This is a genomic window from Hephaestia caeni (assembly GCF_003550065.1).
Taxonomy (GTDB): domain Bacteria; phylum Pseudomonadota; class Alphaproteobacteria; order Sphingomonadales; family Sphingomonadaceae; genus Sphingomonas; species Sphingomonas caeni_A.
This window is the reverse complement of the sequence record NZ_QXDC01000002.1, coordinates 1,142,021-1,168,901: the sequence shown is the minus strand read 5'-3', so window position 1 is coordinate 1,168,901 and position 26,881 is coordinate 1,142,021. Positions and strand designations below refer to the sequence as shown.

The window sequence follows — 26,881 nt, the reverse complement described above, 5'->3', positions numbered from 1 at the left end:
GGTGCGGCGAAGATTTCAGGCATCGTCCATCAGCGGGATCACGAAGGACCGGCCCGCGCCGTGGAAAACATACTCATCGTCGTCGCTGCCGATTTCGAAGGTGAAGCGGTCGCCGTCGATGTCGAGGTGGATGATTTCGTCCTCGGTGTAGGTCACCGCGACCACAGTGCCGGGGAAGAGCAAGCGGGCATGGTGGACAAGGTGATCGTGGTCTTCGGGTATGGTCATGTCGTCATCTCCTTCAGTTGACGACAGACCACTTAAGGCAGGCGGCTAGGAGCCGTCAGGAAAATTCCTAGAAGAATCAGTAGATTCTCTAAATGTTCGGAGGGTATGATTGAAATATGGCCAAGAAATATCCTCGAACCAATATACCGATCCACGATGTGGTCGTGCTTTGGCAGCCCCTTTGCATTGACTATCGCCCTTATTGGGTCGAGCCGGGCTCTGTCGCGATTTGCGCCCAGGGTGACCCGAGTGAGCGAGCCTTCTTGTTGAGTGAAGGCGCTGGCAGCGTATTCTGGGAGGAGTCCTCAGCGGATGAGCTGGTGCGCTTTCTGATCAAGCTCAAACGCCACATCGCGGTCGAGTATCGAATCCCCAGGTGGCGGATCGAAGGTATCTTCCGGCGCGTCCGTGAGTACCGGCTCTATCGGGTCGAACAGCGCCGACTTCGAGAGGAGCTGAAGAAAGAGAAACGGCGGAAATCGGTCAGGACCCGCTGATAATGAATTAGACCGTCCTGCAGAAGTGGATCGCAGTTTTGCGCACCTTGGTGCCACTGTTCGGCTGTGTCGGGACGCCTGTGGGAACCAGACCCGAATAAGGCTGCTTCGGGGCGTGCATAGGTGGAACCTCCGGCCCCTGCCTCCCGAAGACAGTGCTCCTAGAGGATGTCCCCGACCAGTCCGCGTAGGCGATCGAGATAGAGCGTCCGGGCGTCGAACTCTGCCGATCTTAGTTGCTGCATTTTTTGCCAGCGATTGCGGCCACGGGGTCGTGGATAGAGCCCATCGCCTTCTACCCTCCTGCGCAGCCTGTGGGCCTTGCGACGGGCGCGAGACAGGTCATTCTCGCTCTGGCTGGCATAGGTGAGCCTGTGGGCCTTGCGGGAGGCAAACTGACCATCTGCGAGAAATAGCTGCTGGCACCGCACACCATCGACCGGGCAGAGGAAGTAGCAGCGGACGCCACCATAGGGGCAAGGGACGCATTCGATCGTGACGCGCTGATTGATGGCGCCAGCGCCGACGATCCGCATCGATGCATCGCTGGTATCGCTCAGGTCGATGAAAATTCGCGCGCTGAGCGCCTCTGGAGCCTGATTTTGCCAGCGCGCTGTGTCATATGTGCATTCACTGGGCCGAAGCAGCCCAGCGCGCCGCAAAATGCGCAGGTCGATGGCGGGAAACTGCTCTACGGTCCCGCGATGGATGCTGCGCCGCCGCCCGGAGTTGATGCCGCCCATGATGGCCTCTGTATGTCGCTGATGCTGGCCATTATACGAAATAGTCTGGCGAAGATCAGGCGAAACCCCGGCTATACAGCTAATCGAGCAGTCGCCCCGGCGTCACGCCCAACGCGGTAGCGAGCTTGTCCACCACTGTAATCGTTGGGTTGCGCGCCCCGCGCTCGAGGTCGCTGATATAAGTCCGATGCAGACCCGCTTCATCGGCAAAGGCTTCCTGCGACCAACCCTTTTCCTGCCGGAGCAGGCGCAGATTCTTCGCAAGACGTTCCCGAATATCCATCGCTGAGACATGGACCGTTCTGTAGCCAATCAGTCTACAGACATTCAGTGACAATTCACTTTGCCAGACCGCCGCCACTTTCTTATCGATGTCACCGATCGACTACAGGAGGGTGACGATGCATCGACGGACAGCCCCATGCCGCTAGGCACGCTTCACACGGTACGCGGCATCATCGAGCGGCGACCGGGTTATCGGTTCTTCATCGCCGTTCATGAGGGCGGGGAATGGGAACTTGAGCCGAGCAGACGCCTCACCCGATATCTCGATTATCCCGTGACGATCGAAGGTGTCCGTACCGGCTTCAACAGGCTGGAGGTCGTCAGGATCAAGCGCGATGGCGAGGAATGGCCGCCGCAGCAAAGCTGGACGCGATGGTTCAATCGCTGGCGTAAGAAACAGCTCCCGTGAACGGGTCGGCGTTTGCGATGATGTGAAGCGGCAACGGACATTTGCGTCAAAGCGCCCAGTCGATGGCAATGGTATTGGCCTGTTCGAGAACAAGGTCCACCGCCGCTTTTTGCAGATCGGGCGGATAGCCATAGCGAGCCAGCAGCTTGCGAACCTCAATCCGCATTTTAGCGCGGACGCTTTCCTTCTGCGTCCAATCGACGGTCACGGTGCTGCGAATTGTCTTGACCAGCAGTTGAGCAAGGGTGCGGAGCGTTTCGCGCTCCATCAAATCCCTTGCCGATCCATTCTCCGCCAAGGCATCGTAAAACGCCAACTCTTCAGGGGCCATGCCCAGTTCTTCGCCGCGCTTGGCGGATGCGGACACCTCGCGGGCAAGCGAAATCAGCTCATCGATTACTTGCAAGCTATCGACTGCCCGGTTGTGATACCGGGTCAGCACATCGTCTAGGCGCTCGCTGAGTTTTCGTGCCTCGACAATATTCATCCGTTCGCGCGCTTTGATGTTGCCCTGCAAGAGCCGCCGCAGCGTCTCAACCGCCAAATTCGGCTGCTTCGTCTGCTTCACTTCCATCAGGAAGTCATCCGACAGAATGGCAAGATCGGGCTGCTCAAGCCCGGCATCCTTGAACACGTCGAGAATGCCATCGGACATGACAGCCTGCGACATGAGCTGGCGGATTTCCTGCTCGATTGCCTGCCTGCCGCGCCCGCCCTTGCCGGAGGTGTATTTGATGAGGTTGGCCCGCAGAGCGACAATCAGCGCTACCTCTTGCCGCTTGGCCGACGCGCGCTCGTCACCCGCCGCGATGGCGAAGGCTGCTTCGGCCTGTGTCGCCAAATCGATGAACTCAGCGCGGTGATCGCTGGACAGGATTTCTTCTAGGCACTGCTTGAGGATGGTAAGACGAGCGGCTGGATCAGCACCGAAAAACGCCTTCCAGTTGACCTTACCAAGCAAGGCCAGGGCGGATTCGACCCTGCTGAGAAGCTGTCGCACCGCCTCATCCATATTGAGGCTGACTTGCTCCTGATCGCGGGCGCTATATTGCGCCAGAGCCGCCCGCAATTCCGCGCCGATGCCGAGATAATCGACGATCAGCCCGCCCGGTTTGGCACCGAACACGCGATTGACCCGCGCGATGGCTTGCATGAGGCCATGCCCACGCATCGGTTTGTCGATGTAGAGCGTGTGCAGCGATGGCGCATCGAAGCCCGTCAGCCACATGTCGCGCACGATCACCAGATCAAAGCCGGATGACGGATTCTTGAAACGGTCTGCCAGTTCCTCCAGCCGCGACTTGGTGCGGATATGCGGTTGCATCGCCTGCGGATCGGCATTGTTGCCGGTGATGACGACCTTCATCATGCCATCGGCGTCATTGGCAGGATCAGCGCCAACCCATGCAGGGCGCAATCGGGCGATCTCATCGTAAAGGGCAACCGCGACTTGGCGGCTTATGGCCACGATCATGCCCTTGCCGCCGCCCATAGCCTCCTTGCGTTCCTCGAAATGGGCGACGATGTCGGCAGCGACAGTTTCGATGCGCTCCTTGGACCCGACAATTTCCTCAAACCGGCTGAACTTCGCCTTCAACTGTTCGGCGGCGCGCACGTCGCTGCCTTCGGTCAGCTCTTCGGCCAGCGCGTCCAGCTCTTCGCGTTGCTCCTCATCGAGCCGGAGCATCAGCTTGGCGAGCCGGGCGGAATAGTGGATCGGAACCGTTGCCTTGTCGATGACCGATTGGGTCATGTCGTAAGTGTCGATCACATCGCCAAACACAGCCGCCGTGCTGCGATCCCTTTCGTCAATCGGCGTGCCGGTGAAGCCGATGAACGTCGCGTTGGGCAGCGCTTGGCGGAGATATTCGGCGAAACCGACTTCCTCACGCACTTCATCGCCGCGCGTCACAAAGCGGCGGTTGAGGCCATATTGCGAGCGATGCGCCTCATCGGCAATCACGATTACATTGCTGCGATTGGTCAGCAGCGGATGCTCGCCTTCATCACCGCGAAACCGCTGGATCGTGGTGAACACCAGCCCGCCAATATCGACCTTGAGCAGTTCTCGCACCGCCGCCACTGTTTCAGCGTTGCGAGGCTCGCCACGGATAGCGCTGCGGTGCGCGGCGAAGGTCTTGAAGAGCTGATCGTCCAGATCGTTGCGATCCGTCACCACAACAATAGTCGGATTCTTGAGCTTCTTTGCCAGTTGGAGCTGGCGGGCATAGAACAGCATGGTCAGAGATTTTCCGCTGCCTTGTGTATGCCAGACCACGCCGCCCTTGCGGTGCCCTCCTTCACCCGCCGCTTTGACCGTCGATGCCAGCGCCCGGCGCACGGCGTGGAACTGGTGATAGCCAGCCAGCTTCTTCGATTTGACCATGCCATCGGCCATTTCAAAAGCCGTGTAGTCGAATGTCAGATCAAGCAGTCGCGACGGATCGAGCGCGCCCTTGATGAGCACTTCCAGTTCCGCCCGGCCGAAGTCGTCATGCTTTTCGCCATCGATGGTCCGCCACGGCTGGAAACGGTCCAGCCCGGCAGTCAGCGAGCCGATGCGTGCTTCCATCCCGTCGCTGATGACCAGCGCCGCGTTGAAGCGGAACAGTTCTGGGGCCTTGTTCTTGTAATTTTGAAGCTGCTCGTGCGCCCGATCCATCGTGGCGTTTTCATCGGCGGGATTTTTTAGCTCCAGCACCGCCAGCGGCAAACCGTTCACGAAAAGCACGATGTCCGGCCTGATCGTATGGCGCTCGGCCTGCACGACAAACTGGTTGGCGGCGATGAAGCTGTTGTTGTCCGGCTTCTTCTGGTCGATCAGGCGCAGCCGGACGGTCCGGCCTTCGCCATTCTCGTTCAGTTCCACCGGCACGCCAAAAACCAACAGTTCATGGAATGCTCGATTGTTCTCAAGCAGGTTCTGGGTTGGCGCCGCCAGCACTGCGCGCACTGCCGCTTCGATCATCGTTGAGGTTGCATCGGGGTTGAGCGTGGCGAGAGCATCGCGGAGCTGTCCTTCCAGGACCGTTTGCCGATAATCGGTGCGAGCGCTCATCGGGCCATCGGGGGCAAGATAATCACCCGACAGCACCCGCCAGCCGGAAAGGTCGAGCCAGCTCATCGCTGCCAGTTCCACCGCACCCTCGTTGAAACGGCTGACATGGGGAGTGCCGCCCGTGGGATAGGTCATGCGGCGGCTTCCTGTTCACCATCGGCGGGATTGGTCAGCCGCCATTCGGTCAGCGCCGCCTCATATTGCGTGGGGTCCAGCATGAAGAGGATGCGGCTGGGCTCAAAGCTGGACCCGGCAATTTCTACCAGCTCATATTCGCTGTCGAGGCTGTCGTTGAAATCGGTTTCCAGCGCGTAGGACGGGCCGGAGGGCTCTTCCATTTCTTCGGATGGACGGCTCCACGCGACATCAAGCAGGAAGGACACCAGCGCATCGCACAGCCCGCCCAGCATATAGGCGTGTTGGCGTTGCAACACCGCCCAATCGAGCGCCCCGCCATGACGCATGTTCGGAATGTTGCTGAGGCGGGCGAGGGCGGTTGTCGTTTCCTCAATGCCCTTGACGAGCGCGGTCAGCTCCTCGTGGATCTTGTCGCCGTCCGGGTGGTCGGTCATCGAAAAATTAAAGGCTTCGATCACTTTGGTCATGCGGTCGGGCAGGCCGTCGCGGCCAAACTCAATTTTCAGTTGGAGACCGATGGACGCCTGTGCTGCCTCAAAGATCGTGCGAACACTGGCAAGGCAGGTATTGGGCAGTTGCTCGATGCTCTGTTCCAGCGCCCGGACGTGCAGCTCAAGATTGCCGGCCCGTTCCGGATGCCGTTCGATGAGGTTGCGGAGGAGCTGGAGGTGATAGGCCATTCGCTTCCCCCTATGCAGCGACAATCACGTTTTCGGCGTCTGCCACCCGAAGCTCGCCAGAAAGCAATTTGGGGAGAAGCGCATCGCGTAGCTGCTCAAGTTTCCGGCACTCAACAAGCCGTTCGTTGATTTGTTCAACGTGCGCGAGGGCAATGCCGTTAAATGCTTCAAGCACCAGCGCTTCGTCGATGGCGAAAATCTGTTCGGACATGAAAGACCATTCGGCACGTGGCATCCGTGTGCCAGTCGATGCCCCCGATGCCGATGCTACAAAGCCTTCTTCGCTAAAACCAAAATACATCAAACCCTTGTATCGTTTATGCTTGGCGCGGAAAACGAATATATCCGACGAGGCGATGCCCTCAAACGGCATGACCGATACTTTGTGAAAATATGGTCTCAGCTTGCCGAAGAGCAAATCGCCTTCTTTGAACTGAAGCTTACCGCTTTCGACTTGGCGCGCGTAGCCGTGCGAGCTGATACCGAGCGACTTTCGCGGCAAGTGTTCAAGGCCAACATAGGGAGTGTCCGGTGGCATTGCCTGCGGGTTGGAGGTTGAACGAACAGAGTCGGCGATCTCATCGGCGCGCCTCCATGTCCACCCTGTTGGCAAGGATTCATCATCGAAGCTATCCGGGAACAGATCGGCGATGTCGGCTGGAAGGCCAGTGTCGTTGCCTTCGGCTTTGGCGTGAACGGGGTCGAAATCGACAAACCAACTCTTGAACAGCGCCCGCGCCATTTCCTCCAGTGTCGAGGCCATCTGGCGGTTTAGGTCAATCTTTTCCCTAACGGCTGCCAACAAGGAACTGATCGCTGGAAGCGATACACCTACGCCAAGCTTTAACGGGAGTTCCGATAGCTGATCTCTGGAAACATTGGGAAATGTCGATCCTGTCGCTGCTTGAAGCAATGCTGGCAATTGGGCCTCAATCAACCCTCGCATCACATCTGCTGTGTTCGACGAATTTGGCCGGATTGCTGCTATACCACGACCAACCGCATATCGTTGATCTGCCCAATTCATACGGCCCGTGGTCGAGCCTCTAACACAGAACAGCAAATCGCCCGGTTCCGCGATTCGCGGTGCCTCACGGGTCCATTGCACCGGGACGGGATGAGAGGCCCCAAACTCACTTGGACCATTGAGGAGCGGTAAGCCCCAAGATGGGTCGTCAGATACCAGACTCCCGGCGGGGGACTGCCCCATGATGATGAGCGCAATATCTTTCAGCTCGCTCGGCGCCATTAGCTGCCACCATAAAGTACGGGGTCAGTGAGGCTTGAATCACCAGCCATAACCAACCTTTTGCAGTTGGCGGCGGATTTCCATGTCGAGCACGTTGCCGCGCTCCATCTGCTTTTTCAGCGTCCCGGTCAGGCGCGCCATCTTGTTCGCGAAAGGCTCGCCATCCTCCTCCCGCGCTGCCTGCTCCACATACATGCCGGGGGTGAGCACGAAACGCTTGGTGGCAATGTCTTCGATCTTCACCGACTTGGCGAAGCCGGGCACGTCCTCGTACTGGCCGTTCTTTTCCCGCCACGCATGATAGGTATCGGCGATGGTCGCCACATCGTTGCCTTCACCCTCGAAGGTCAGCTCTTTCAGCGTTCGCGTTTTCATCGTGCCCATGTTGCGCGCGTCGATGAACAGAACCTCTCCGCGCCGGTCGCGCAGCTTCTTGTCCTTCACTATGCCGTTCGATTTGTCGCGGGCAACGAACCACAGGCATACCGGAATCTGCGTGGTCGAGAAAAGCTGGCCGGGAAGGGCCACGATACAGTCGATCACATCCTTCTCGATCAACCGCTGGCGGATTTCGCCTTCGCCTGATTGCTGACTGGACAGCGAGCCGTTGGCCAGCACGAAGCCCGCGATGCCGTGCGGGGCCAGATGATGATATATATGCTGGACCCACCCAAAGTTGGCGTTGCCAGCGGGCGGCGTGCCGAATTGCCAGCGCGCATCACCTTGCAGCTTATCTTGCCCCCAGTCACTGGCATTGAACGGCGGATTGGCGAGGACGTAGTCCGCTTTGATGCTGGGGTGCATATCCTCGTGGAAGCTGTCGGCCCACTTGCTTCCAAGGTTCGCCTCGATGCCCCGGATGGCGAGGTTCATCTTGGCCAGCCGCCATGTGGTCGGGTTGGACTCCTGCCCGTAGATCGAAATGTCGTTGCGCCCGCCTTCGTGCGCTTCAATGAATTGTTCGGATTGCACGAACATGCCGCCTGACCCGCAGCAAGGGTCATAGACGCGGCCCTTGAACGGCTCGATCATCGCCACCAGCAGCCGCACCACGCAACCAGCGGTGTAATACTGCCCACCGCGCTTGCCTTCGGCAATCGCGAACTGGCCAAGGAAATACTCATAGACCCGGCCAAGCACGTCCTCCCCGTGATGCTTATTGCGGAAGGCCAGATCGGAGAACAGCTTGACCACCTCGGCTAACTTGGTCTGGTCCAGCTCTGGCCGGGCATAGTTCTTGGTCAGAACCCCCTTTAGCGTCGGATTTTCAGCTTCTATCGCAAGCATCGCCGTGTCGATCAGCTCGCCGATCGTCGGCTTTACGCTGGTGGCGTTTTCCTTGAGATACTCCCAGCGCGCATTTTCCGGCACCCAGAATACGCTTTCGGCGGCATACCAATCCCGCTCATCGGCAAGGAAGGCATTCTCCGGGTCCGCTTCGGCTTCCGCCTTACGCTCGTTGAAGCGGTCAGAGATGTATTTGAGGAAGATCAACCCCAGCGCGACATGCTTGTATTCCGCCGCGTCCATGTTGCCGCGCAGCTTGTCAGCCGCCGCCCACAGGGGAGCTTCAAACGCACGAGGATTGGACTTCTCCGGCTCGACCACGACTTTCCTAGGTCGTCCACGAGCCATACGAATCCCCCTGCTATCATCTCATGGTCCGCCCCTTATCCAAAGAGCATACGATCGTCTACACCAGAAGGGCTTAACGGAAGCCAAAACAAGCTGAGGCCAGGGCAGCGCTATCTGATACCCATATGTGACCTCGCGCCGGATCACCGTCGCCGTTTTGCATCTAAGTCATTGAAAAAATGGTGGACGCACTAGGGCTCGAACCTAGGACCCGCTGATTAAGAGAAATTGGATTCAACGTCTCACCGCGAAATTTCATAGTACATCGCGTCACCATGTTACAGGAAATTCCCTTATGTTTCCTTGTATTAATGGTAAAATTGCGTCATCCTCCCGAACATGGAGGTGTGTGGCATCCCTTCCAATTTGTAGCGCAATTTGTAGCGCAAAATCGAGGCTGACATGGCAACGAAGAAATTTTCTGATCCTTGGATTCGCGGCCTGAAGGCCGCCCCAGAAGGGGGACGGGACGAGTGGCACGACGAGGCCGAAACAGGACTATTAGTTACGATCAATCCCAAGCGTCGGGTGACATTCTGGCTCTATGCGCGATACCCGAAAGGAGATGGGACGTGCGGAGCTCCTAGTCGCAGAGTGCTAGGAGATTTTTGTCCTGCGGACGCCAAGGATCGCATCTACATTGTCAAGAAGGGTGTGCCCGCCCTTGCCTTGGACGAAGCGCGGCAGAAGGCCCGAGAATGGAAGGCCGCGATTGCGGATGGCATTGACCCTAGTCGACCTGCTCAGCCGGTAGATGAAGAGCCGCAGGCGGTATTGGAGACGATTGCGACGGTTTTTGTCGAGTTTTTCAAGCGCCATGTTATGAAAGAGGGTCAGAAGGACGGCCGTGGTAGACCTCTGGCTCCGCTGCGTTCTGCAAAGGAGATCAAGCGGATTTTCGATCACTATATCTTGGAAGACCTAACCGGCAATGAGCGGTGGCGAAATCGTCCGATCGCTTCAATCACGCGCCGCGATGTAACCGAGTTACTCGATACAATTCAGGATAACAATGGAGCTACTCAAGCGGATGCCGTGCTCGCACAGCTCAGCTCCATGTTCAACTGGTACGCGGCGCGGGGAGACGATTTCGTGTCTCCAATTGTGCGGGGAATGAAGCGAACTAAATCTTCCGAGCGCAAACGCAAGCGTATTCTGAGTGACGAGGAAATCCGCATATTCTGGCAGGCTTGCGGGACGCAGGAGGTATTCGGTGTTTTCTGCCAGCTATTGTTGCTGACTCTTCAGAGGCGCGAAAAACTGCGGTTGATGCACCGGGACTATGTTACGTCCGATGGACTGTGGACGATCCCGACGGAAGATCGAGAGAAGGGTAATGCCGAGTATGTTCGGCTATCTCCCATGGCGATGCAGATCGTTAAGAAGCAGCCTACGACGCCGACCCGACCATTTGTTTTCCAGGGACGCTTGGCTGGTCCGATCAACGGCTTCACTGACGCCAAGGCGGAACTGGATGCCAAGATGGAGGAAATCGCCGGTCACCCTATCCCACACTGGGTCCTGCACGATCTGCGCCGGACCGGAAAGACGCTGATGATACGAGCAGGCGTCTCGCCGCATGTCTCTGAGCGAGTGCTTGGGCATGTCATTCCAGGCGTAGAAGGTGTCTATGATCAGCACGACTACCTCGCTGAAAAGACGGAAGCCCTTCGTCAGCTTGCGTCATTGGTGGCGCGGATACTCAATCCGAAGGACAACGTCGTTCCGATGAAGGCTCGCAGCCGGTCTCGATCGAACAGTCAAATGGAGCAAAAGGCAGAAGCAGAAAGAACTGCTATAAACTAGCTTTACCTACGGATGTGGAACTGGGCCTTCGGGGTAAAGCAGGGGAAGCAAGCCCTTGATTTGCGGTATGCCAATTGCCCCTGATTACCCTTCGTTTCCCTAAATGTGCCACGGAAATGCTGCTGGGCGGGCTCACGCTTCTCGTCCGTCGGGCACAGGACCGCGCGCTAGTTTGTCGACTTTGGCTTTCCGTTGGCGCGGTTCAGCTCGATGAGAAGCCAATCCCGAAACTTGCCCATATAGCCGCCTGCATCGGCAGCGATCTGCGCCAGCAGTTCATCGCTCAACTCATCTTGTTTGAGATCGAGATCACGCAGCGCACGTTTCACCATGTGGCTTTGGAAAACGAAAATCGCATTGCGCAAATATCCACGCACGATTTTTTCGATCTTTCTATCATCTCCTTTGGCGGCATGGATGAGCTTTTCTATGGCCAGAACGGTGGGATCGGGCTCAGCCATCGTCTGACGCATTTCCGGTGTAAGCTGCATCTCCTCGTCGTGCATGGATCAGTCCGGCTCTATTGCTTAAGGCATAACGACATGGTCGCATGGGCGACGCAGGCGGGCAAGGCATCAGTTGCGATGCTTTGCCAAGAAAACCAGCCGCATACGATTGGGCATCCCGCCATAGAGAAGGCGACGCGGCTGCCGGACGGGTATTGCCATGGTTTTGCGGTGTAGCGCGAGATGTTCTCCTGCATCGTTAAAGGGGCAGAGGACGTAGGAATATTCGTTTATGTTAACCAATTCGGCACCGAAATTCCCCTCCGAAAGGCACCTTGCCGGACGGATGAATTCGAGCATCATGCTCATTGGACTATTTTGTTCAGAATAGCCGGGGGGCAACCAGACGTTGGGGCATCGGCACGGTTCGCCCGATGCACCCGAATGGGATGGAGAGCGAATGCCCATGCGACAGGAAGCCCGAATTGAACCCATGCTGGACGACACAGGCCGTCCGGCTGTTTTTGCACCTCTTTGCAGGTCGATCATCAGCGCAAGAGCGGAGTCGGCCACCATGTTCGGCTCTTTATGCTCCGATCCAGGATGCGAAATGCTGCTCGATCTTTACTGGCGCGACAGCCAGGGATTGAAGACTTCTCTCACCAGCTTCTGCCTCGCGTCGAAAGCGTCGGAGATGACCGGTCGGCGATGCCTTGCCGAGATGGAGGCGCAACGCATCGTCGAGCGCTTCCCTGATCCCTTCGACAAACGCCGCATATATGTTCGGCTGACGGCGACTGGGCGGGATAAGATGGATGCCTGCTTCCAGACCTTGCTGTCCGGATATGCGCAAACCTGTCACGACTGCGCCCGCAAATGCGGAGACGCTCCAGACGGGGCCCGGCAGGAAGTCCCGTTCTGCATCGCGATTGACGGTGTCCGCCAGTTTCGGCGTTAGAAGCTCGGAGCCGATATCGGTAGTCGATCAATAGGCCGACGTAGCGTTCAGTGCTATGCCGGTGAAACGGGCACGCGCTACCCGTTGATACGACCTGCGATCATACTGACAGCGGGCGTCGGCCGCGGCCTGAAGAGAAGGAGGAGTGGGGCGAGGGAGTTTTCCCTATGCTGGAGTTCCTCCCATGGCCCTGTCGCGCACGAGCGCCGATCCGCGCCTGCATGCCGCTGCCGCCAATATCGTCAAATCACTCGGTGGAACATGGAAGCCATCGGGCGCGATGTGCCGTTGCCCTGCGCACGACGACCATCGCCCCAGCCTGTCGGTCCGGGTCGGCGAGCATAGCATATTGTTCAAGTGCTTTGCCGGCTGTTCCACGATTGATGTCATCCGCGCGCTGCGCAGCGACAGGCGGCCTATCCCGACGGCCGACGCTGAAGCGGAATTCGCACGCGCGGATGGCAGCGAGCGACGGTTGGCCGGCCGGATCCGTTCGCTCTGGAAGGAAGCGCGTGCCGTTACCGATACGCCGGCGGGCGTCTATATGGCGACGCGTGGTTTCAACGAGCCGCATCCGGCGCTGCGCTACCATGATCATGTGCCGCTCGGCCGGGGCGCCGACGTCCGTTTCCGTCCGGCGCTGCTCGCCGCCGTTGAAGCCGACACCGGCGTCATAGCACTCGAACGGCTGTTCCTCGACCCCCGGACCGGATTGCCGGCCACTGATCTCGATCCGCCCAAACTGATGCTGGGTCGCCCGCACGGTGGCACCGTCCGTTTCGGGGCCGCCACCGATGTGCTGGGGCTGGCCGAGGGCTGGGAGACCGCCTGGTCCGCTCATTTGCTGCTCGGCATCCCCGTCTGGGCCGCGCTTGGTGCTGACCGCTTCCCCCTGGTCACTGTGCCTGAGCGGGTTGAACGCCTCTTCCTCCTTCACGACAACGACCTTTCCGGTCGGCGCGGCGCGGCACGGGCGAAACAGGCGCATGCGCGAGACGGCCGGTCGATCGAGCCGCTGCCTCCACCGCCGGGCTTCAATGACTGGAACGACCTCTACCGGGCGAGGGGAAGGGGGAGGGGGAGGGAGATGGTTGCGGAATGCAGGCTGATGATCGGCCGCGTCCCGCACATTCCGACACGCGCAGCGGCATGGGCGTCCAGCCAACCCTGAACGCGAGCCTGCTACAATCCACACAGGAGACGAGCCTTGACCTCGCTACAACCGAGCTATCCCTCCACGCTGCCGCTCGCCAGTATCGTGAAGGGCGACAATCCCCGCCGGTATTTCGACCGGAAGAAGCACGAGGAGATGGTGGCTTCCATCCGGCAGCGCGGCATACTCCAGCCCATATTGCTCCGGCCGAAGGACGACGTCTATGCCATCGTCGCCGGCGAGCGTCGGTACAGGGCAGGGCTGGAAGTCTATGGGCTCGACGGCGAAGTGCCGGTCATCATCCGCGTGATGACGGACCAGGAAGCGCTCGATGCCGCGATCGCCGAGAATGACGACCGTGACGATCCGTCGGAGACCGAGCAGGCCGATGCCGCCGTCCGCTACCTCGCGGCATGCAACGGCGACCGCGCCGAGGCCGCACGGCGACTGGCCTGGTCCCGCGCCAAGCTTGATCGCCGCCTGGCGCTCGCTGAACTCACCGACGCCGCTAAGACCGCCCTCGATGAGCGCCGGATCAAGGTTGGTCACGCCGAACTGCTCGCCGTCATCCCCAAGGACAAGCAGGACACGGCCCTCGACACGATCCTGCGCCTGAATCTTGACGTGAACGATACGCGCAAGGAACTGATGCGCATCACGCATAGCCTCGCGAGCGCCTGTTTCGACAAGACCGAGTGCGCCACCTGTCCGTTCAACTCGGCGGCGCAGCAAGTCCTTTTCGAAACCCATGTCGATGATGGCCATTGCACCAATCCGGGATGCTTCAAGCTCAAGACCGAAGCCGCCGAGGTGATCCGTTTCGAGGAAGAGGAGCGCGCCGCGAAGGCGGCCAGGAGAGCGATGCCTCCTGCTGCCGATGATGCCGACGCTGATGCGCAGGACGATGTCACCGTCGAACCCGCGCCATCGATGGATCTCCAGCCGCAGCCGGAACGCGGCGCCATATCATCCAGTGCTGTCGAAAACCGCGAGCCTCCCCCGCCACGCACTGCCGAGACCGTGCCGGCCGCGTCGACGGCGCATAAGCCGACCGTCACGGCCAGGTCGATCGCGACCCGAACCGCCGAGCTTCGCGAGGCGACATGGCGAACCGCGCTTGCCCGTGCGCTCGCGGGCAATGCTGTCCACGCCCGGACCACGATCCTTGTGGCGGCGATGTCGGGCACGCTTTCGCAGATCAAGCCCGACACGCTGACGTCCCGCGCTGGCATCCTCGTCGGCGCCTCGTTCCCGGACCTCGACTTCAAGGGCAAGATCGCGGAAATCCGGGCGCTTGCCGATGCGCGGGCCGCCAATGTGCTGGCCGTCATCGGCGGCGCTTACGCCAAGGATGTGCTCAGCTTCGATCATGTCGCGGACCTTGCGAGAGTGTTCGAGGTCGACTTGCGCGAGACGTGGCAGGTCGATCAGACCTTTCTCGAGCGCTACACAAAGGAAGAGCTCAAGTTCATCGCCCAGGAATGCGGCCTGATCGCGCATGTCGGCGAGAAACGGTTCGCCAAGCTGCTCGCATCGAAAAAGACCGAGCTTGTCACCAGCATGCTCAATCGCATCGGGTTCGATTGGGCGGGACGTCTGCCGGGCTGCATGACGCTCGATGGCGCCTATGGACCGCCCCCGGATCGTGCTGCCCAGCCGGCCGACGCTCCCATCTCGCAAATCGCCGCCTGACCGACACCCTCACCCTTCCAGACAAGGACCAACGCCCATGTTGATTGCCAACCTGCTGCCGCTTCTCGCCAACTATTCGCTCGGTTTCGATCTTGTCGCCGGCCCCGACGATACCGTCACGCTGACCGTCATTCCCCGCAAGGCGGAAGGCGCGAAGCACGGTCTCGAATCCGGCGAGACCCGCCCGATCTCGATCACCGCAACCGCCGTGGAGATCGATGCGGAACTTGGCCGTGGATCGGACGGCGCACTCGGCCAGCTCATCGCTACGCGCAAGACCCTTGCCGACCAGATCGCCGATCAGCGCCAGGCGGCCGAGGACGCAAGGATCGCCGCAGCGGAGGCCGCGAAGGCCAAGGCCGCCACGAAGGCCGCGACAGCAAAGACGACGGTGCCTGTGAGTCCTCCGAAGCTCCAGCACGCGGTCACCCCGCCGGTCGACGCCAAACCGGACCAACCCGCCACCTTGTTCTGACCGGACTCCGCTCAAATCTCGCCACGACCCAAGCCGGGAGTTTTACCTCATGCAGATCAACCATCTCACCCGCGCGTACCGCTATGACGGCATCGACCTTCCGGTTCCGCCGCATCTCGCCAACGATCCCGACGGTCTGCGTGCCTACCATGCCACGCTCTACCCCGCGGTTCTCAACGCCGAGATGGTCGACGCCGGCGTGTCGGGCGGCGCTCACGTCACCGAATACCGGCGCGCCGTCGGCACCAAGGGCTGACCGTGGCGCGCGGCAGCAGCGCGGCGATCCCGTCCGCAGTTCGTAAAACGCTCATCGAATGGATCGAGCCCGGCAATGGCGACACATCCGAATTCACCCAGCCAATCTGCAGCGAGCAAACCCAGGCGCTCCACGCGTGCATCCTTCTCGCGTCCGGGGACGGCGGGAGCAAGGCTCCCAGGCCGCTCCCGCCGCCACCGGGCCTGCGCCTTCCACCCCTCGGCTGACCTCGCGGGGCGGGCCGTTGCACTGTCCGGCGACATTCCCGCCCTCTTCGATGCTCCACTGGCGTCCCATCACAAGCTGATAGGCCGCTGGGCCACGTCTCGGGAAACGACGGCTAAACGCTATACTCGCGACCAGGCGCGCCAGCGCATCGAACGACTGTTCGACAAGGCGGTGCTCGACATTCTGGGCTCCGTCGAATTCGCGGACTTCAGGGTCGCGGTTCTTCACGGGAACGAAGGTTATCCGCCGGCTATCGCGGTGATCTGCGACAGCATGGGGCAACTCGACCTCGGATGGATCGAAGACAGCGATGCGCCCATTCCCTGGCGCGCCGCAGCCTACAAGGCCCTCGACGATATGCTGGGCCGCGCCCTTCCGATCTTCGGCTACCAGGACCTCTTCGATGAAATCTCTATGTACTATTGGGACGGCGCGACCGATGATGAAACCGCGCGGCAGTGGATCGTCGAATATCAGGGCATGGATCCTGACGATATCGAGGAACTCACTCTGCCATCCAACATGGAGTCTCGCCGACCCGATTGGATGATCGCGGCAAACGCGGGGGCATCGGCGGAACTTCCGAACGGCTTACACCGGAAACTGGAGGAACTCCGCAAGGCGTACGCCGCTCTCGGGAAACTCCGACCGGAGCGCAGCGCCTGGCAATTCGATATCGAGATTGCCCAAGAGTATCTCCCCGGCATCGAGGAATGCTCGACATTGCCCCCGCTGACGCTCGTTCCGGTCGAGCAGTTCGCACGCGAGGTCGATGACGTCGGACGCCACGGGATGGAATACGGCTTCATGGACATCGCCGGCTTCTGCCCTTTGCCAGATTCAGTCCCGATCGACGACTGGTTCGCGTCCTTGCGTGTCGGCGCGCGGTTCCTGCTCGCCGCGCAGGACCTGATCCAGCTCGATCCAGCCAACCTTTGAGGTTCCTTATGTCCGACCACCGCACCCAGTTCGAAGCGACCGCCGGCGGCCTCGCGCTGACCAACGCCATTCTCCTTTACCGCAGCCAGCCGATCCGCAACGCCAGTCCCTATGCCACCGCTCGCGCGGGCGCCGCCGCATTCGCCAGCATCCATGCGATCGAGCATGACGATGAGGGAAAGCCGATCATCGGCGCGGGCACATCGCTGTCGCGCGCGCATCTGCGTCAATGGACCGAGGCCCTGGGCCGGACCGCTCTTCCCGAATTCCTGCCTGACAATGTGCTGGTCGCTCATCCCGACATGCTCGCATGGTGGATCCCGACCCAGGTTCGCCCGGCCTATTTCGCTCTCACGGATCCGCCCGCCGGCCTGCAGGTGCTCGCCGCGCGAACCACTATGCCGGTCCCGTATCCGCCGCATCTGTTCATCGCGACCCGATCGGGGTTCGGCGTTTACGCCTTGCCGGCAAACGAACGCCCCGGCATCGATACCCCGGTGCTGCACTCGCCGGTGCTCAATGTCTATCTCGACGGGCAACTTTGCTGGGGCAACATTCCGAAGCCAAAAACGCTGACGACAGCCTCCATCCCGGAATTCGAGCGCGGGGTGTTCGATAGCTGGTCCACCCACCCCAATCCCGGACAGGAACTGACCATCACCGGCAAAGGTGGTCTGGTTCGGCTCTGGGACGACCTCGCCGCGCGCAAGGCGAAGCGCTTTCCGGTCAGGCGTCTCAGGCCATTCGATCCCGGTCGGACACGACAGGCCTCCCGGCGAGCAACCCGGACCGATCCGATGACTCTCGGAAAGCTCATTGCGAGAGGGGCGAACCAATGACCGTGCTTGCTGACGATCCCACTGCGGCCGCGGTCCTTGCCGCCGTGCCCTGTTATCCGGTTCCGCCGCAGGGGCGATCGCCGGCCCTCGACGCGCTGCGCGCTGCCCGCGCCGGGCGCGGCCTTGCGATCGGGATAGACGGCGTCATGCTCGTCCTGCGCCGGCCCTGGCTGGAACTCGATTTCCCGATCACGACGCCGCTTTCCCTCCACGTGCCCTATGGCAGCACGGGCGCCTGCCGCGCCGAACTGCGCTGCGGGCTCATTCCACGCGAGCATCTCGATCATATTCTCGATCATTTTCGCGCAGCCTTGCCCAATGAAGCCGCGGCGTTTGTTCTCTGGAACGAAGCGACCCGGGAATTCGCAGTGGAGTTTCCGGTCATCGACGAAGCCACGCCCTCGCGCCTCGTCTACCGCACGCCGGTCCCGCAGCCCGATTGGCATGTCCTCTGCGATTTTCACAGCCACGGGGTCGGTCCCGCCTTCTTCAGCACCACCGACGATGCCGATGACGCCCATGCGACGAAGATCGCGATCGTCGTCGGCTGGCTCGGTGACCCCGGCGGCCCGGTGATGCTCGCGCGCCTTTGCGCCGACGGCATGTTCCTGCCGTTACCACGGAGCCCGTTTTCAGGAGACCGTCATGCCGACTGACCTCACGGATCGTCATTATCTGCCCGCCGGGTTCGATAATCGCACGATCAACATCCTGCTGGTCGGTTGCGGCGGAAACGGCGGGCAGATGCTGATGGGACTCGCCTCGCTCGACACCGCGCTGCGCGCGATCTCCTCGCGATCGCTGCATGTCGCCGTGATTGACGACGACATCGTGACCGAAGCCAATCTCGGCAGGCAGCCATATTACCGGGGCGACGTCGGCAGTTCCAAGGCCCGCACGCTCACCGAACGGATCAACCTCGCACACGGCCTGGCCTGGCAGGCAGTGCACGGCCGCGCCCCTGAAGCCATTAGTATGGATGGCGCCGACATCGTCATCACCTGTGTCGACACGGCATCGGCCCGCCGCGCGATCGGTGCCGCGCTCGCCGAATGCGGGACCGTTCCCGCCTATTGGATGGATCTCGGCAATCGCGCGAGCGACGGGCAATACCTCATAGGCTCCCCGGAGCACCGTTCCAACAAGCACCGCCATCGCCTGCCGACCGTGCTCGAATATTTCCCCGAACTCGCCGACGAAAACCTGCCCGACGACGATGCCCCTTCCTGCTCGGTCGCCGAAGCGCTTGAACGCCAGTCGCTGTTCGTCAACCGCGTCGTTGCGAGCCATGCCCTGGCGTTGTTGTTCGACCTTCTCGGACGCGGCTCCATCGGTCACGCCGGCGCATTCCTCAACCTCGCCAGCGGTCAGGCCGTCCCGATCCCGTTGCCGCGCGGCGACTGAACCTACCCGCATCACCCCGTGTCAGTCGGCCTGCACCGGCCGGAACCGCACGCCAGTCCGGCGGAGCGGCGGGAGAATCGCGCCTTCGCAAATTCACACAAGGAGACCAAACATGGCGTCACTTTCCCAGAGGGGCTGGACCCTTCATTATACCATTGGCCGGGTGCTGGCCGCCAAGGTCAGGCCGGGGGATATCGTCCCCATGCCGGGTGGGGCCAACGATTTGATGGTGCTCGGCGGACGCGCCCCGCAGCGTGCCAACGACCGCGGCAGCGTGTTCGTGCGCGATCCCCTCGCTGAGACCAGTGATTGCATGGAAATGCCGCTCCGGGCGCTCGGAATGGTTTGGATCAGCGACGCCGGTGGCTGGTCGGAGCTCCCGGCATGAGAGGGTTTCATGTCCATGTCTATACGACGATCAGAGTCAAGGTCGCGGTGACCGCCGATGATCATGCGGACGCCATGCGGCAGGCTGACGCGATCGTCGGACGCGGGATATTCCCCGTTCGTCTCCTTCCGAACGCCGCTGGTGTGCTGGAGGCGGAGCCGGCTGAAGAGGTCACCGGCTATCTGGTCGATGAAACCGACGATCCCGAATTCGAGAACAGCTGCTCTTACGATGCCGAATACCGGCCTTGCGGCGCGGGCGACAGTCCGGGCTGCGCCTAGAAAGGGGGAGAGGGAACAGGGGAGGGTGCTCCGCATGATGGAGCAGTCTGGAGAATCCCCATGCAAATCGAACTACGGCGTATCTCCTACAGCGCCGCGCTATCGCAGGAAACCGCGGCTTTCTCGGCGGAAGTCTGGATCGAAGGCGAACTCGCCTTTCATGCCCGAAACCAGGGAACGGGCGGAGCGGACTTCTATCACCAGGTTGGCCGGTGGACCGTGGCCGAGGTCGATGCCTGGCTCAAGGCCAACCGGCCGGTGCGCACCCTGGATGAAAATCTCGGCTGCGACCATGATCTCGAGATCGAGGTAGCCGACCTTCTCGCGCGCGAACTCGAGTCCCGGCGCCTAAAGCGCCTTTTACGCACCAACATCGTCACGATCGAAAACGATCAAATCCTGCAATATCCGCTGCGCAAGCGGCCGCTCGCGATCGTCGCCCGCGCCGTGTGCGCCACCAATCCCGCCGCGGTCATCGTCAACGACGCCGGCGACGCGGTGTTCGCGCGCGCGCTCGACCTGCTTCTCGCCAGCCGCTGACATTCCAGGCCGGAGATCGTCATGACCGACAGTTTCGATCCCGCCGATGCGGGATGCTGGATGGCGCGCGGCCGTCCGGCTCATCACGCCCATGCGTTGGCCGATGCCTGGCGCCGTTTCCCCGACCTGCCGAACGATGCGCCCCTCGACGCCCGCATGGCGCGTTCCCGCGAGCGGGTTCAGGCGCTTCGTCCCCTCAACGAAGCGATCGCCCAGGAAACCGAGCGCCAGCGCGTGGCCGCGAACTTTGCCTGCATCGAGCGCCAGATCGCCCAGGGCAGCACCGACAGCCGAAACCCCGCGATCCTCCACGGCCGTGACGTCCATGGCTATGGCTGGGATGCTGCCGTCGCCTACGCCGACGGACTCTACGCTGCCCGGGCGGGATGGGAATCCAGGCCGCCGTCGCCGCCACGACCGGGGGATCCCGATGTCCGACGACCTGCCTACCGCCACGGATTTCTGGATGGCGGCGGCCAACCAGACGACATTTTCGACGTCGCCCGTCGAGCTTTCGCTGCCACACCCTCCGAGCCCAATCGCACCGAGAATGCGCAGCCGGGACGGCCGCTCCCCAGCGAGTGGTCGCACCCCACCGACGTCCCGGCACCGGCATCCTGGCATCGCCGCGTCCTTCTGCTCGGCGCGACTGAACTCGCGACGGGCACAATCGGCATCCTGGCCATGCTACGCGAACGACCCGGACACGAAGCTATCGCGCTTTATGCCGTTAGCGCCGAAACCGGGCTCCGCCCCTTTTCGCTCTCGTCCGGGCCTACGCCTGCCGACGCGACGGTGACGCGCCAGACTCTGCGCCAAGGCGACTATTCCGATATTCTCGTCGTCGTGGACCCCACTGAACTCGAACGGCTCGATGCGGACGCCGATATCCTCCCGCTCACCCGAACAATGGAGCGCACGCGCAATTCGGCGCTGCAACAGCGAGCCCAGTTCCGCCTCTGGCTCGCACGAGGCCGAGCGCCCGGCGATCAATTTGCCGGTGGCCATATCCGCTGGAGCAAGATGGCCGCCGGGCTGTCGGGCCGCCTCGGGGATTTCACCGCGCGCTATGCCGGTCCGGCGCGGCCCCGCGGCCACCGGATCATCGTCGAGGACATGAGCGGCAGGTTGGCGCTCGGATACCGCACGCCGCTCGGCCGCGAACTCCAGCCCGAGATCGTGATCGGCAACAAGGCGCATGCCCGGACCGCGATAGCCGATCTGCTGCGCCAATATGCCGCGTCGCTTCGTCTCGGCTGACCTGACGCCTGAAACGACGCCCGACCCGGGGCTTCCCATCACGCCCTGATCCCCGACCAGCCCGACACGCTTGTGGGCCGCCGCGCTGCGCCCGCGAACCCACCAAAAAAGGAAGCATTCCATGCGAAACAGTGCATCCGCGCTGGCTCTCCAGCTATGCCTCGACTTCGACCAGCCCGCCAGACCGCCCGATCCAGCGCCCGATGCAGCGATCGTCTCCCAGCTTTGCGAGCCCACGCTCTTCTCGCTGGCACCGGCGGAGGTGCTTGCCGATCCGCCTCCGGCCGAACCCATCGATTTCTCCTTCGCCGCCGGTCGGGTGCTGGCGTCGTCATGGAAGGGCCGCGCGCAGGACAATATCGAGGCGATCCGGCTGCTGAACCTCTTGGACCGCGAACAACGAGGGGCGACGCCGGCCGAGCAGGAAGCCATCGCGAAGTTCATCGGCTTCGGCGCCTCCGAGCTTGCGAACAATATCTTCGCCGATCGCGCGGGCACATTCCGCGATGGCTGGGAGGAACTGGGGCAGGGCCTTGCCGCGGAGACGACCGATGCCGAACTCCAGTCGCTCAAGCGGGCGACGCAATACGCCCATTACACGCCCGAATATATTGTCCGCGCCATGTGGGATGCCGCCCGCATCCTCGGCTTCACCGGCGGCCAGGTTCTGGAACCCGGATGCGGCAGCGGCCTGTTCATGGGGCTGCGGCCCGACTGGCTGGCGAGCGACACGATGTTCGTCGGCATCGAGAACGATCCCGTCACCGCCCGCGTCGCGAGCGCGCTCTATCCGGGGCAGATCATCCGCTGCATCGATTTCGACAAGGCTTCGCTGCCGCGCGACTTCGACCTCGCCATCGGCAATCCCCCGTTCTCGAACCTCAGCATCCAGAACAAGACCAGCCTCGGCCGGCTTGGCCTGTCGCTCCACGATTTCTTCATCGCGAAATCGCTGGAGCATCTTCGCCCCGGCGGCGTCGCCCTGTTCGTGACCTCGCGCTATTCGCTCGACAAGAGCGACCCCAAGGCCCGCAGTCATATTGATACCATCGCCGATTTCCTCGGCGCGGTGCGTCTTCCCGGCCGGGTCATGCGGCAGGAAGCGGGCACCGATGTCGTCGTCGATATCCTACTCTTCCGCAAGCGCGAGCCAGACAACCTCGGCGCCGGACACAAGTGGATCGATCTGGCCGATATTCCCGATAGCGACGAGGGCGAGGGACCGCTGCGGATCAACCGCTATTTCCTCGACAATCCTGGTCATGTCCTTGGGCGCCATGAATGGAAAAGCGGCCAGTTCGGCATGGACTATCACTGCGCCGCCGAGCCGGGCATCGACCTTGGGCAGGCTCTCATCGCTACCCTGTCGGGAATCGCATCCCGATACGAAGGCACCTGCCGCCCCATCCATCGCACGACGTCGCTGCGTGACCGGGTCGACGTCTCGCTCGACCTTGAGATCGGTACGGCGGCGGATGAGGCCGAGTTCAAGGAAGGCAGCTATCTCGTATCGGGCGGCGTTCTGCACCAGATCGTCGACGGCATGCCGACCGTCGTCGATGTCAAATCAGGGCGAGGCACCACGGGCCTGTTCGCCAGGCACGCCAGTATCATCAAGGCGCTGATCCCGATCCGCGATGCGGTTCGCGCGATCCTGCGGGCGCAGCTGAACGACCAGCCCTATGCGGCGTCCCAGGAGAAGCTGCTCGCGCACTATCGGCAGTTCACGAAGAAATACGGCCCGATCAACCGGACCATCACCAGCATCCGCGCCGATCCCGACACCGGCGCCGAGAAGGAATATCAGCGCCGCCCGAACCTCCAGCCTTTCCTTGACGATCCCGACGTCTGGCTGGTCGCGTCGATCGAGGCCTATGACGAGGCGAGCGATACCGGCACGCCGGGCGCGATCTTCACCGAACGTGTCGTCAAACCGCCAGTCGCCCATGAAATCCACTCGGCGCAGGATGCGCTGGCGGTGTCGCTCCACGAGCGCGGCCGCGTCGATCTCCCGCTGATCGCCGGCCTGCTCGGCGTCACCGAGGCCGAGGCCCTCGCGGATCTCGCCGACGACGTCTATCTCGACCCCGTCCGCACCACGCCCCATTTCGACAACTGGGTTACGGCGGACGAAGCCCTGTCAGGACCGGTGCGGACCAAGCTCGCTCTTGCCCGCGAGAATGCCGAAGCCGATCCGCGCTTCCATGCCGTCGCCACCGCGCTCGAAGCGGTCCAGCCGGTCGACCTCAAACCCAGCGAGATCACCGCGCGTCTCGGCGCGCCCTGGATTCCTACCAGGGTCATCGAAACCTTCGTCGCGGAGATCATGGAGGTCGAGACCACCATCTATCATACCGTCGATATTGCGAGTTGGACCGTCGACAAGCTCCCATTCGCCGGACATGTCAGTTCCACCTCGACCTGGGGCACGGCGCGCCGCGGCGCCGCGGACCTGCTCGAAGATGCCCTCAATTCCCATATCCCCAAGATCTACGATGTTCACCGCGAAGCTGACGGTTCGGAGCGCCGCGAGCTCAACGTCACCGACACCGAAGCCGCCAAGGAAAAGCTTGCAGGCATCAAGTCGACCTTCGAGACCTGGGTCTGGCAAGACAGCGAACGCGCCGATCGCCTGGTCCGCATCTACAACGACGCCTACAACAACCTCGTTCCCCGGACGTTCAACGGCAGGCATCTGACGCTTCCGGGCGCGTCGACCACCATCCAGATGCGCGACCATCAGAAGCGCGTTGTCTGGCGGATCGTCGCCGCGGGCTCGACCTATGTAGCTCATAGCGTCGGCGCGGGCAAAACCTTCAGCCTGTGCGCCGCCGTGATGGAGCAGCGCCGTCTCGGCCTTGCCAACAAGCCGATGATCGCGGTGCCCAATCATTGTCTCGCGCAGATCGCGCGCGAGTTTCTGATGCTCTATCCCACGGCGCGCATCCTTGTCGCCGACGACACCAACTTCATCAAGGAGAAGCGGCGGCGGTTCCTGGCCCGCGCGGCGACCGGCAACTGGGACGCGATCATCATCACCCATGATGCGTTCAAGTTCATCCCCACCCCGGCAGCCTTCGAAAAGCAGCTGATCGAAGACCAGCTCGCCAGCTACGAGGTGCTGATCACGGGCATTCAGAGCGACGATCGCGTCTCGCGCAAGCGGGTCGAGCGCCTGAAGGAAGGACTCCAGCGGCGGCTAGAGAACCTGCAGGCCCGCAAGGATGACCTCGTTCATATCGGCGAGATCGGCATCGACCAGATTCTGGTCGACGAGGCCCAGCAGTTCCGCAAACTCACTTTCGCGACCAATCTGGGCGACCTCAAGGGCGTCGATCCCGCCGGCTCGCAGCGGGCATGGGATCTGTTCGTCAAGGGCCGATACCTTGCCGACATCAATCCCGGGCGCGAACTGATCCTGTCGTCGGGCACGCCCATCACCAACACGCTCGGCGAGATGTATACGCTGCAGCGGTTCATGCAGCCCGACGAACTGCACGCCAAGGGCTTGCACGAGTTCGACGCCTGGGCCGCGAACTTCGGCGACACGCGCACCGAACTCGAACTTCAGCCGAGCGGCAGCTACAAGCCGGTCACGCGCTTCTGCGAATTCGTCAACGTCGCCGACCTGATGGCGATGTACCGCAGCGTTGCCGATGTCGTACTCAAGGACGATTTGCGCCAATATGTCCGGCTGCCCACCATCAAGGGTGGCAAGCGCAAGATCATCGTCGCCCAGTCCGGGGCGCCCTTCAAGGCCTATCAGAAGGTGCTGGCCGGACGCATCAAGGCGATCGAGAACCGCAGCGGGCGACCCCAGAAGGGCGACGATATCCTGCTTTCGGTGATCACCGACGGGCGGCATTCGGCGATCGATCTCCGCTTCGTGGACCCCATGATGGGGAACGAGGAGGGCAACAAGCTCAATCTCCTGATCGAGAACGTCCATCGTATCTGGCGCGATACGGCCGACAATCGTTACACCGACCCGGAAACCGGGCGACCTTATCCGCTGCCCGGCGCCGTGCAGATGATCTTCTCCGATCTCGGCACCGAGAACGCCATCGAGACACGCGGCTTCTCCGCCTATGTCTGGATCCGCGAGCAGCTGATCGAGATGGGCATACCGGCCGATCAGATCGCCTTCATGCAGCATTATAAGAAGAACAGCGCCAAGCAGCGCCTGTTCAACGACCTCAATCAGGGGCGCAAGCGCATTCTCATCGGCTCCACGCCCACCATGGGAACGGGCGTCAACGCGCAGCAGCGCCTCAAAGCCCTGCATCACCTCGACGTTCCCTGGATACCCTCTGATATCGAGCAGCGCGAAGGCCGGATCGAGCGCCAGGGGAACCAGAACGACGAAATCGAGCTATACGGCTATGCGACCAGTGGCTCGATGGACGCGACCAACTGGCAGATGCTCGAAAGAAAAGCCCGCTTCATCAACATGGCGATGTCGGGCGATCGCTCCATTCGCCGGATCGAGGATGTCGGCTCCAACGTCAATCAGTTCGCGCTCGCAAAGGCGCTGGCGTCCGGCGACGATCGCCTGATGCGCAAGGCTGGGCTCGATGCCGAGGTCGCAAGGCTCGAACGCCTGCGCGACGCGCATATCGACGACCAGTATAATATCCGCAGGACCATCAAGCGAACCGCGGACGCCATCATCGACGGCGCCAACCTGATCGCGAAGCTGGAGGCCGATATCGCACGCCGGGTTCTTCCGCGTCACGACGAGGTCCTGTTCGATTGCGGCGGCACCATGGTCACCGACCGCAAGGCCGCCGGCGAACGCATTCTGAGGCAGGCCTTCGAATTGCGACTGCACGGCGGCCAGGCCCGGCAGTTGCTCGGCACCGTCAACGGCATCGATGTGGAACTTTCAGGCTATGAGGCCGTGGACGACGATGGCGAGCGCGGCATCCGCACGTCTGTCGCGGCACTCCACCACGGCGAGCGTAACGCGTTCGAAGTATCCGACAAGACGCGATGGACCACGGCGCTGGGCCGGCTCGAATCCTCCATTCTCAATCTCGACGCCGAACTTGCCGCCGTGCAGGCCGATCTCGAAGCGAACGAGCGGCGCCTTCCGGCCTTCGAGGCGCGTCTCGACCAGGAGTTTCCCGACGCCGCCTTGCTCGAGGACAAGTTGCGGGAACTCGCGGAACTGGAGGCTGACCTGGCGACGACCAAAGGGGAGTTCGAGCCGGGGAACGATGAGGACGCAATCCTGGCACCGCCTTCGAGCAACGAAGGTGCTGAGGTTCCGCAAGCGGCCTGACCGGCACCAG

Annotated in this window: 26 protein-coding genes; 17 read left to right on the top strand and 9 right to left on the bottom strand. The window is 61.7% G+C overall.

What is annotated here, in order from left to right; genetic code table 11:
* Positions 1–15: 15 nt before the first annotated feature.
* The gene (locus DFR49_RS05455; RefSeq protein WP_119034663.1) at positions 16–228 is read right to left on the bottom strand and encodes a hypothetical protein; all 213 of its coding nucleotides are present in this window, start codon (positions 226–228) and stop codon (positions 16–18) included.
* Between the two features lie 116 nt (positions 229–344).
* Between DFR49_RS05455 and DFR49_RS05450 the strand changes: the two genes are divergently transcribed.
* The gene (locus DFR49_RS05450) at positions 345–725 is read left to right on the top strand and encodes a hypothetical protein (RefSeq protein WP_119034662.1); all 381 of its coding nucleotides are present in this window, start codon (positions 345–347) and stop codon (positions 723–725) included.
* A 161-nt stretch (positions 726–886) separates the two neighbouring features.
* On the opposite strand, the gene DFR49_RS05445 is transcribed toward DFR49_RS05450, so the two are convergent.
* Positions 887–1,468: a hypothetical protein gene (locus tag DFR49_RS05445; RefSeq protein ID WP_119034661.1), complete on the bottom strand. Its 582-nt coding sequence runs from the start codon at positions 1,466–1,468 to the stop codon at positions 887–889.
* A gap of 79 nt (positions 1,469–1,547) precedes the next feature.
* Positions 1,548–1,829 (bottom strand): helix-turn-helix domain-containing protein, encoded by a 282-nt coding sequence (locus DFR49_RS05440; RefSeq protein WP_119034660.1) that lies wholly within the window; start codon positions 1,827–1,829, stop codon positions 1,548–1,550.
* Between the two features lie 60 nt (positions 1,830–1,889).
* On the opposite strand from DFR49_RS05440, the gene DFR49_RS05435 reads away from it, so the two are divergent.
* Positions 1,890–2,162 carry a DUF5818 domain-containing protein gene (locus DFR49_RS05435; RefSeq protein ID WP_119034659.1) on the top strand — a complete coding sequence of 91 codons (273 nt, stop codon included), beginning with the start codon at positions 1,890–1,892 and terminating at the stop codon, positions 2,160–2,162.
* A gap of 46 nt (positions 2,163–2,208) precedes the next feature.
* Here DFR49_RS05435 and DFR49_RS05430 read toward each other — a convergent pair whose 3' ends face one another.
* The 4 genes from DFR49_RS05430 to DFR49_RS05415 all read right to left on the bottom strand — a co-directional run bounded on the left by DFR49_RS05430 (position 2,209) and on the right by DFR49_RS05415 (position 8,895).
* The gene (locus DFR49_RS05430) at positions 2,209–5,355 is read right to left on the bottom strand and encodes a type I restriction endonuclease subunit R (protein WP_119034658.1); all 3,147 of its coding nucleotides are present in this window, start codon (positions 5,353–5,355) and stop codon (positions 2,209–2,211) included.
* On the bottom strand, positions 5,352–6,038 hold the full coding sequence (locus DFR49_RS05425) for an abortive infection family protein (RefSeq protein ID WP_119034657.1): 687 nt from the start codon (positions 6,036–6,038) through the stop codon (positions 5,352–5,354). The genes DFR49_RS05430 and DFR49_RS05425 overlap by 4 nt, the downstream gene beginning before the upstream one ends.
* 10 nt (positions 6,039–6,048) lie before the next feature.
* Positions 6,049–6,984 (bottom strand): restriction endonuclease subunit S, encoded by a 936-nt coding sequence (locus DFR49_RS21665; protein ID WP_211325800.1) that lies wholly within the window; start codon positions 6,982–6,984, stop codon positions 6,049–6,051.
* A 342-nt stretch (positions 6,985–7,326) separates the two neighbouring features.
* Complete coding sequence (locus DFR49_RS05415; protein WP_245968251.1) at positions 7,327–8,895, bottom strand: type I restriction-modification system subunit M; 1,569 nt, start codon at positions 8,893–8,895, stop codon at positions 7,327–7,329.
* Between the two features lie 429 nt (positions 8,896–9,324).
* Between DFR49_RS05415 and DFR49_RS05410 the strand changes: the two genes are divergently transcribed.
* Positions 9,325–10,728, top strand: coding sequence for a tyrosine-type recombinase/integrase (locus tag DFR49_RS05410; protein WP_013846918.1), 1,404 nt, complete (start codon positions 9,325–9,327; stop codon positions 10,726–10,728).
* A gap of 167 nt (positions 10,729–10,895) precedes the next feature.
* On the opposite strand, the gene DFR49_RS05405 is transcribed toward DFR49_RS05410, so the two are convergent.
* A complete protein-coding gene (locus DFR49_RS05405) occupies positions 10,896–11,234 on the bottom strand; it encodes a hypothetical protein (protein ID WP_013846917.1) in 339 nt (112 codons plus the stop codon).
* 69 nt (positions 11,235–11,303) lie between these two features.
* On the bottom strand, positions 11,304–11,750 hold the full coding sequence (locus DFR49_RS21660) for a hypothetical protein (RefSeq protein WP_126516758.1): 447 nt from the start codon (positions 11,748–11,750) through the stop codon (positions 11,304–11,306).
* Between the two features lie 34 nt (positions 11,751–11,784).
* Here DFR49_RS21660 and DFR49_RS05400 point away from each other — a divergent pair, with 34 nt between their 5' ends.
* The 14 genes from DFR49_RS05400 to DFR49_RS05330 all read left to right on the top strand — a co-directional run bounded on the left by DFR49_RS05400 (position 11,785) and on the right by DFR49_RS05330 (position 26,871).
* Positions 11,785–12,132, top strand: coding sequence for a helix-turn-helix domain-containing protein (locus DFR49_RS05400; protein ID WP_030540648.1), 348 nt, complete (start codon positions 11,785–11,787; stop codon positions 12,130–12,132).
* Between the two features lie 184 nt (positions 12,133–12,316).
* Complete coding sequence (locus DFR49_RS05395; RefSeq protein WP_013846915.1) at positions 12,317–13,303, top strand: DUF7146 domain-containing protein; 987 nt, start codon at positions 12,317–12,319, stop codon at positions 13,301–13,303.
* A gap of 36 nt (positions 13,304–13,339) precedes the next feature.
* Positions 13,340–14,977, top strand: a complete 1,638-nt coding sequence (locus DFR49_RS05390; protein ID WP_013846914.1) for a PRTRC system ParB family protein — start codon at positions 13,340–13,342, stop codon at positions 14,975–14,977.
* Between the two features lie 37 nt (positions 14,978–15,014).
* The gene (locus DFR49_RS05385; RefSeq protein ID WP_013846913.1) at positions 15,015–15,452 is read left to right on the top strand and encodes a PRTRC system protein E; all 438 of its coding nucleotides are present in this window, start codon (positions 15,015–15,017) and stop codon (positions 15,450–15,452) included.
* A gap of 49 nt (positions 15,453–15,501) precedes the next feature.
* Positions 15,502–15,708, top strand: a complete 207-nt coding sequence (locus tag DFR49_RS05380) for a PRTRC system protein C (protein ID WP_013846912.1) — start codon at positions 15,502–15,504, stop codon at positions 15,706–15,708.
* A 75-nt stretch (positions 15,709–15,783) separates the two neighbouring features.
* Entirely contained in the window at positions 15,784–16,875 is a 1,092-nt protein-coding gene (locus DFR49_RS05370) for a hypothetical protein (protein ID WP_013846911.1), read from the top strand.
* 8 nt (positions 16,876–16,883) lie between these two features.
* Positions 16,884–17,714 (top strand): PRTRC system protein B, encoded by an 831-nt coding sequence (locus DFR49_RS05365; protein ID WP_013846910.1) that lies wholly within the window; start codon positions 16,884–16,886, stop codon positions 17,712–17,714.
* Positions 17,711–18,370, top strand: coding sequence for a PRTRC system protein A (locus tag DFR49_RS05360; protein ID WP_013846909.1), 660 nt, complete (start codon positions 17,711–17,713; stop codon positions 18,368–18,370). The genes DFR49_RS05365 and DFR49_RS05360 overlap by 4 nt, the downstream gene beginning before the upstream one ends.
* Positions 18,360–19,118: a PRTRC system ThiF family protein gene (locus DFR49_RS05355; protein WP_013846908.1), complete on the top strand. Its 759-nt coding sequence runs from the start codon at positions 18,360–18,362 to the stop codon at positions 19,116–19,118. The genes DFR49_RS05360 and DFR49_RS05355 overlap by 11 nt, the downstream gene beginning before the upstream one ends.
* A gap of 112 nt (positions 19,119–19,230) precedes the next feature.
* On the top strand, positions 19,231–19,506 hold the full coding sequence (locus DFR49_RS05350; RefSeq protein WP_013846907.1) for a hypothetical protein: 276 nt from the start codon (positions 19,231–19,233) through the stop codon (positions 19,504–19,506).
* Complete coding sequence (locus DFR49_RS05345; RefSeq protein ID WP_013846906.1) at positions 19,503–19,787, top strand: hypothetical protein; 285 nt, start codon at positions 19,503–19,505, stop codon at positions 19,785–19,787. Before DFR49_RS05350 ends, DFR49_RS05345 begins: the two co-directional genes overlap by 4 nt.
* Before the next feature lie 60 nt (positions 19,788–19,847).
* Entirely contained in the window at positions 19,848–20,327 is a 480-nt protein-coding gene (locus DFR49_RS05340; RefSeq protein ID WP_013846905.1) for a hypothetical protein, read from the top strand.
* 60 nt (positions 20,328–20,387) lie between these two features.
* Entirely contained in the window at positions 20,388–21,587 is a 1,200-nt protein-coding gene (locus tag DFR49_RS05335) for a hypothetical protein (RefSeq protein ID WP_245968250.1), read from the top strand.
* Between the two features lie 121 nt (positions 21,588–21,708).
* The gene (locus DFR49_RS05330; protein ID WP_013846903.1) at positions 21,709–26,871 is read left to right on the top strand and encodes a lactate dehydrogenase; all 5,163 of its coding nucleotides are present in this window, start codon (positions 21,709–21,711) and stop codon (positions 26,869–26,871) included.
* Positions 26,872–26,881: the final 10 nt, after the last annotated feature.

Bases quoted from the DNA above. Each gene is read 5' to 3' on its own strand.
- DFR49_RS05455 (WP_119034663.1), bottom strand. From the start codon at position 228: ATGACCATACCCGAAGACCACGATCACCTTGTCCACCATGCCCGCTTG.
- DFR49_RS05450 (WP_119034662.1), top strand. From the start codon at position 345: ATGGCCAAGAAATATCCTCGAACCAATATACCGATCCACGATGTGGTC.
- DFR49_RS05445 (WP_119034661.1), bottom strand. From the start codon at position 1,468: ATGGGCGGCATCAACTCCGGGCGGCGGCGCAGCATCCATCGCGGGACC.
- DFR49_RS05435 (WP_119034659.1), top strand. From the start codon at position 1,890: ATGCCGCTAGGCACGCTTCACACGGTACGCGGCATCATCGAGCGGCGA.
- DFR49_RS05430 (WP_119034658.1), bottom strand. From the start codon at position 5,355: ATGACCTATCCCACGGGCGGCACTCCCCATGTCAGCCGTTTCAACGAG.
- DFR49_RS05425 (WP_119034657.1), bottom strand. From the start codon at position 6,038: ATGGCCTATCACCTCCAGCTCCTCCGCAACCTCATCGAACGGCATCCG.
- DFR49_RS21665 (WP_211325800.1), bottom strand. From the start codon at position 6,984: ATGCGAGGGTTGATTGAGGCCCAATTGCCAGCATTGCTTCAAGCAGCG.
- DFR49_RS05410 (WP_013846918.1), top strand. From the start codon at position 9,325: ATGGCAACGAAGAAATTTTCTGATCCTTGGATTCGCGGCCTGAAGGCC.
- DFR49_RS05405 (WP_013846917.1), bottom strand. From the start codon at position 11,234: ATGCACGACGAGGAGATGCAGCTTACACCGGAAATGCGTCAGACGATG.
- DFR49_RS21660 (WP_126516758.1), bottom strand. From the start codon at position 11,750: ATGGTGGCCGACTCCGCTCTTGCGCTGATGATCGACCTGCAAAGAGGT.
- DFR49_RS05400 (WP_030540648.1), top strand. From the start codon at position 11,785: ATGCTGCTCGATCTTTACTGGCGCGACAGCCAGGGATTGAAGACTTCT.
- DFR49_RS05395 (WP_013846915.1), top strand. From the start codon at position 12,317: ATGGCCCTGTCGCGCACGAGCGCCGATCCGCGCCTGCATGCCGCTGCC.
- DFR49_RS05385 (WP_013846913.1), top strand. From the start codon at position 15,015: ATGTTGATTGCCAACCTGCTGCCGCTTCTCGCCAACTATTCGCTCGGT.
- DFR49_RS05380 (WP_013846912.1), top strand. From the start codon at position 15,502: ATGCAGATCAACCATCTCACCCGCGCGTACCGCTATGACGGCATCGAC.
- DFR49_RS05370 (WP_013846911.1), top strand. From the start codon at position 15,784: ATGGCGACACATCCGAATTCACCCAGCCAATCTGCAGCGAGCAAACCC.
- DFR49_RS05365 (WP_013846910.1), top strand. From the start codon at position 16,884: ATGTCCGACCACCGCACCCAGTTCGAAGCGACCGCCGGCGGCCTCGCG.
- DFR49_RS05360 (WP_013846909.1), top strand. From the start codon at position 17,711: ATGACCGTGCTTGCTGACGATCCCACTGCGGCCGCGGTCCTTGCCGCC.
- DFR49_RS05355 (WP_013846908.1), top strand. From the start codon at position 18,360: ATGCCGACTGACCTCACGGATCGTCATTATCTGCCCGCCGGGTTCGAT.
- DFR49_RS05350 (WP_013846907.1), top strand. From the start codon at position 19,231: ATGGCGTCACTTTCCCAGAGGGGCTGGACCCTTCATTATACCATTGGC.
- DFR49_RS05345 (WP_013846906.1), top strand. From the start codon at position 19,503: ATGAGAGGGTTTCATGTCCATGTCTATACGACGATCAGAGTCAAGGTC.
- DFR49_RS05340 (WP_013846905.1), top strand. From the start codon at position 19,848: ATGCAAATCGAACTACGGCGTATCTCCTACAGCGCCGCGCTATCGCAG.
- DFR49_RS05335 (WP_245968250.1), top strand. From the start codon at position 20,388: ATGGCGCGCGGCCGTCCGGCTCATCACGCCCATGCGTTGGCCGATGCC.
- DFR49_RS05330 (WP_013846903.1), top strand. From the start codon at position 21,709: ATGCGAAACAGTGCATCCGCGCTGGCTCTCCAGCTATGCCTCGACTTC.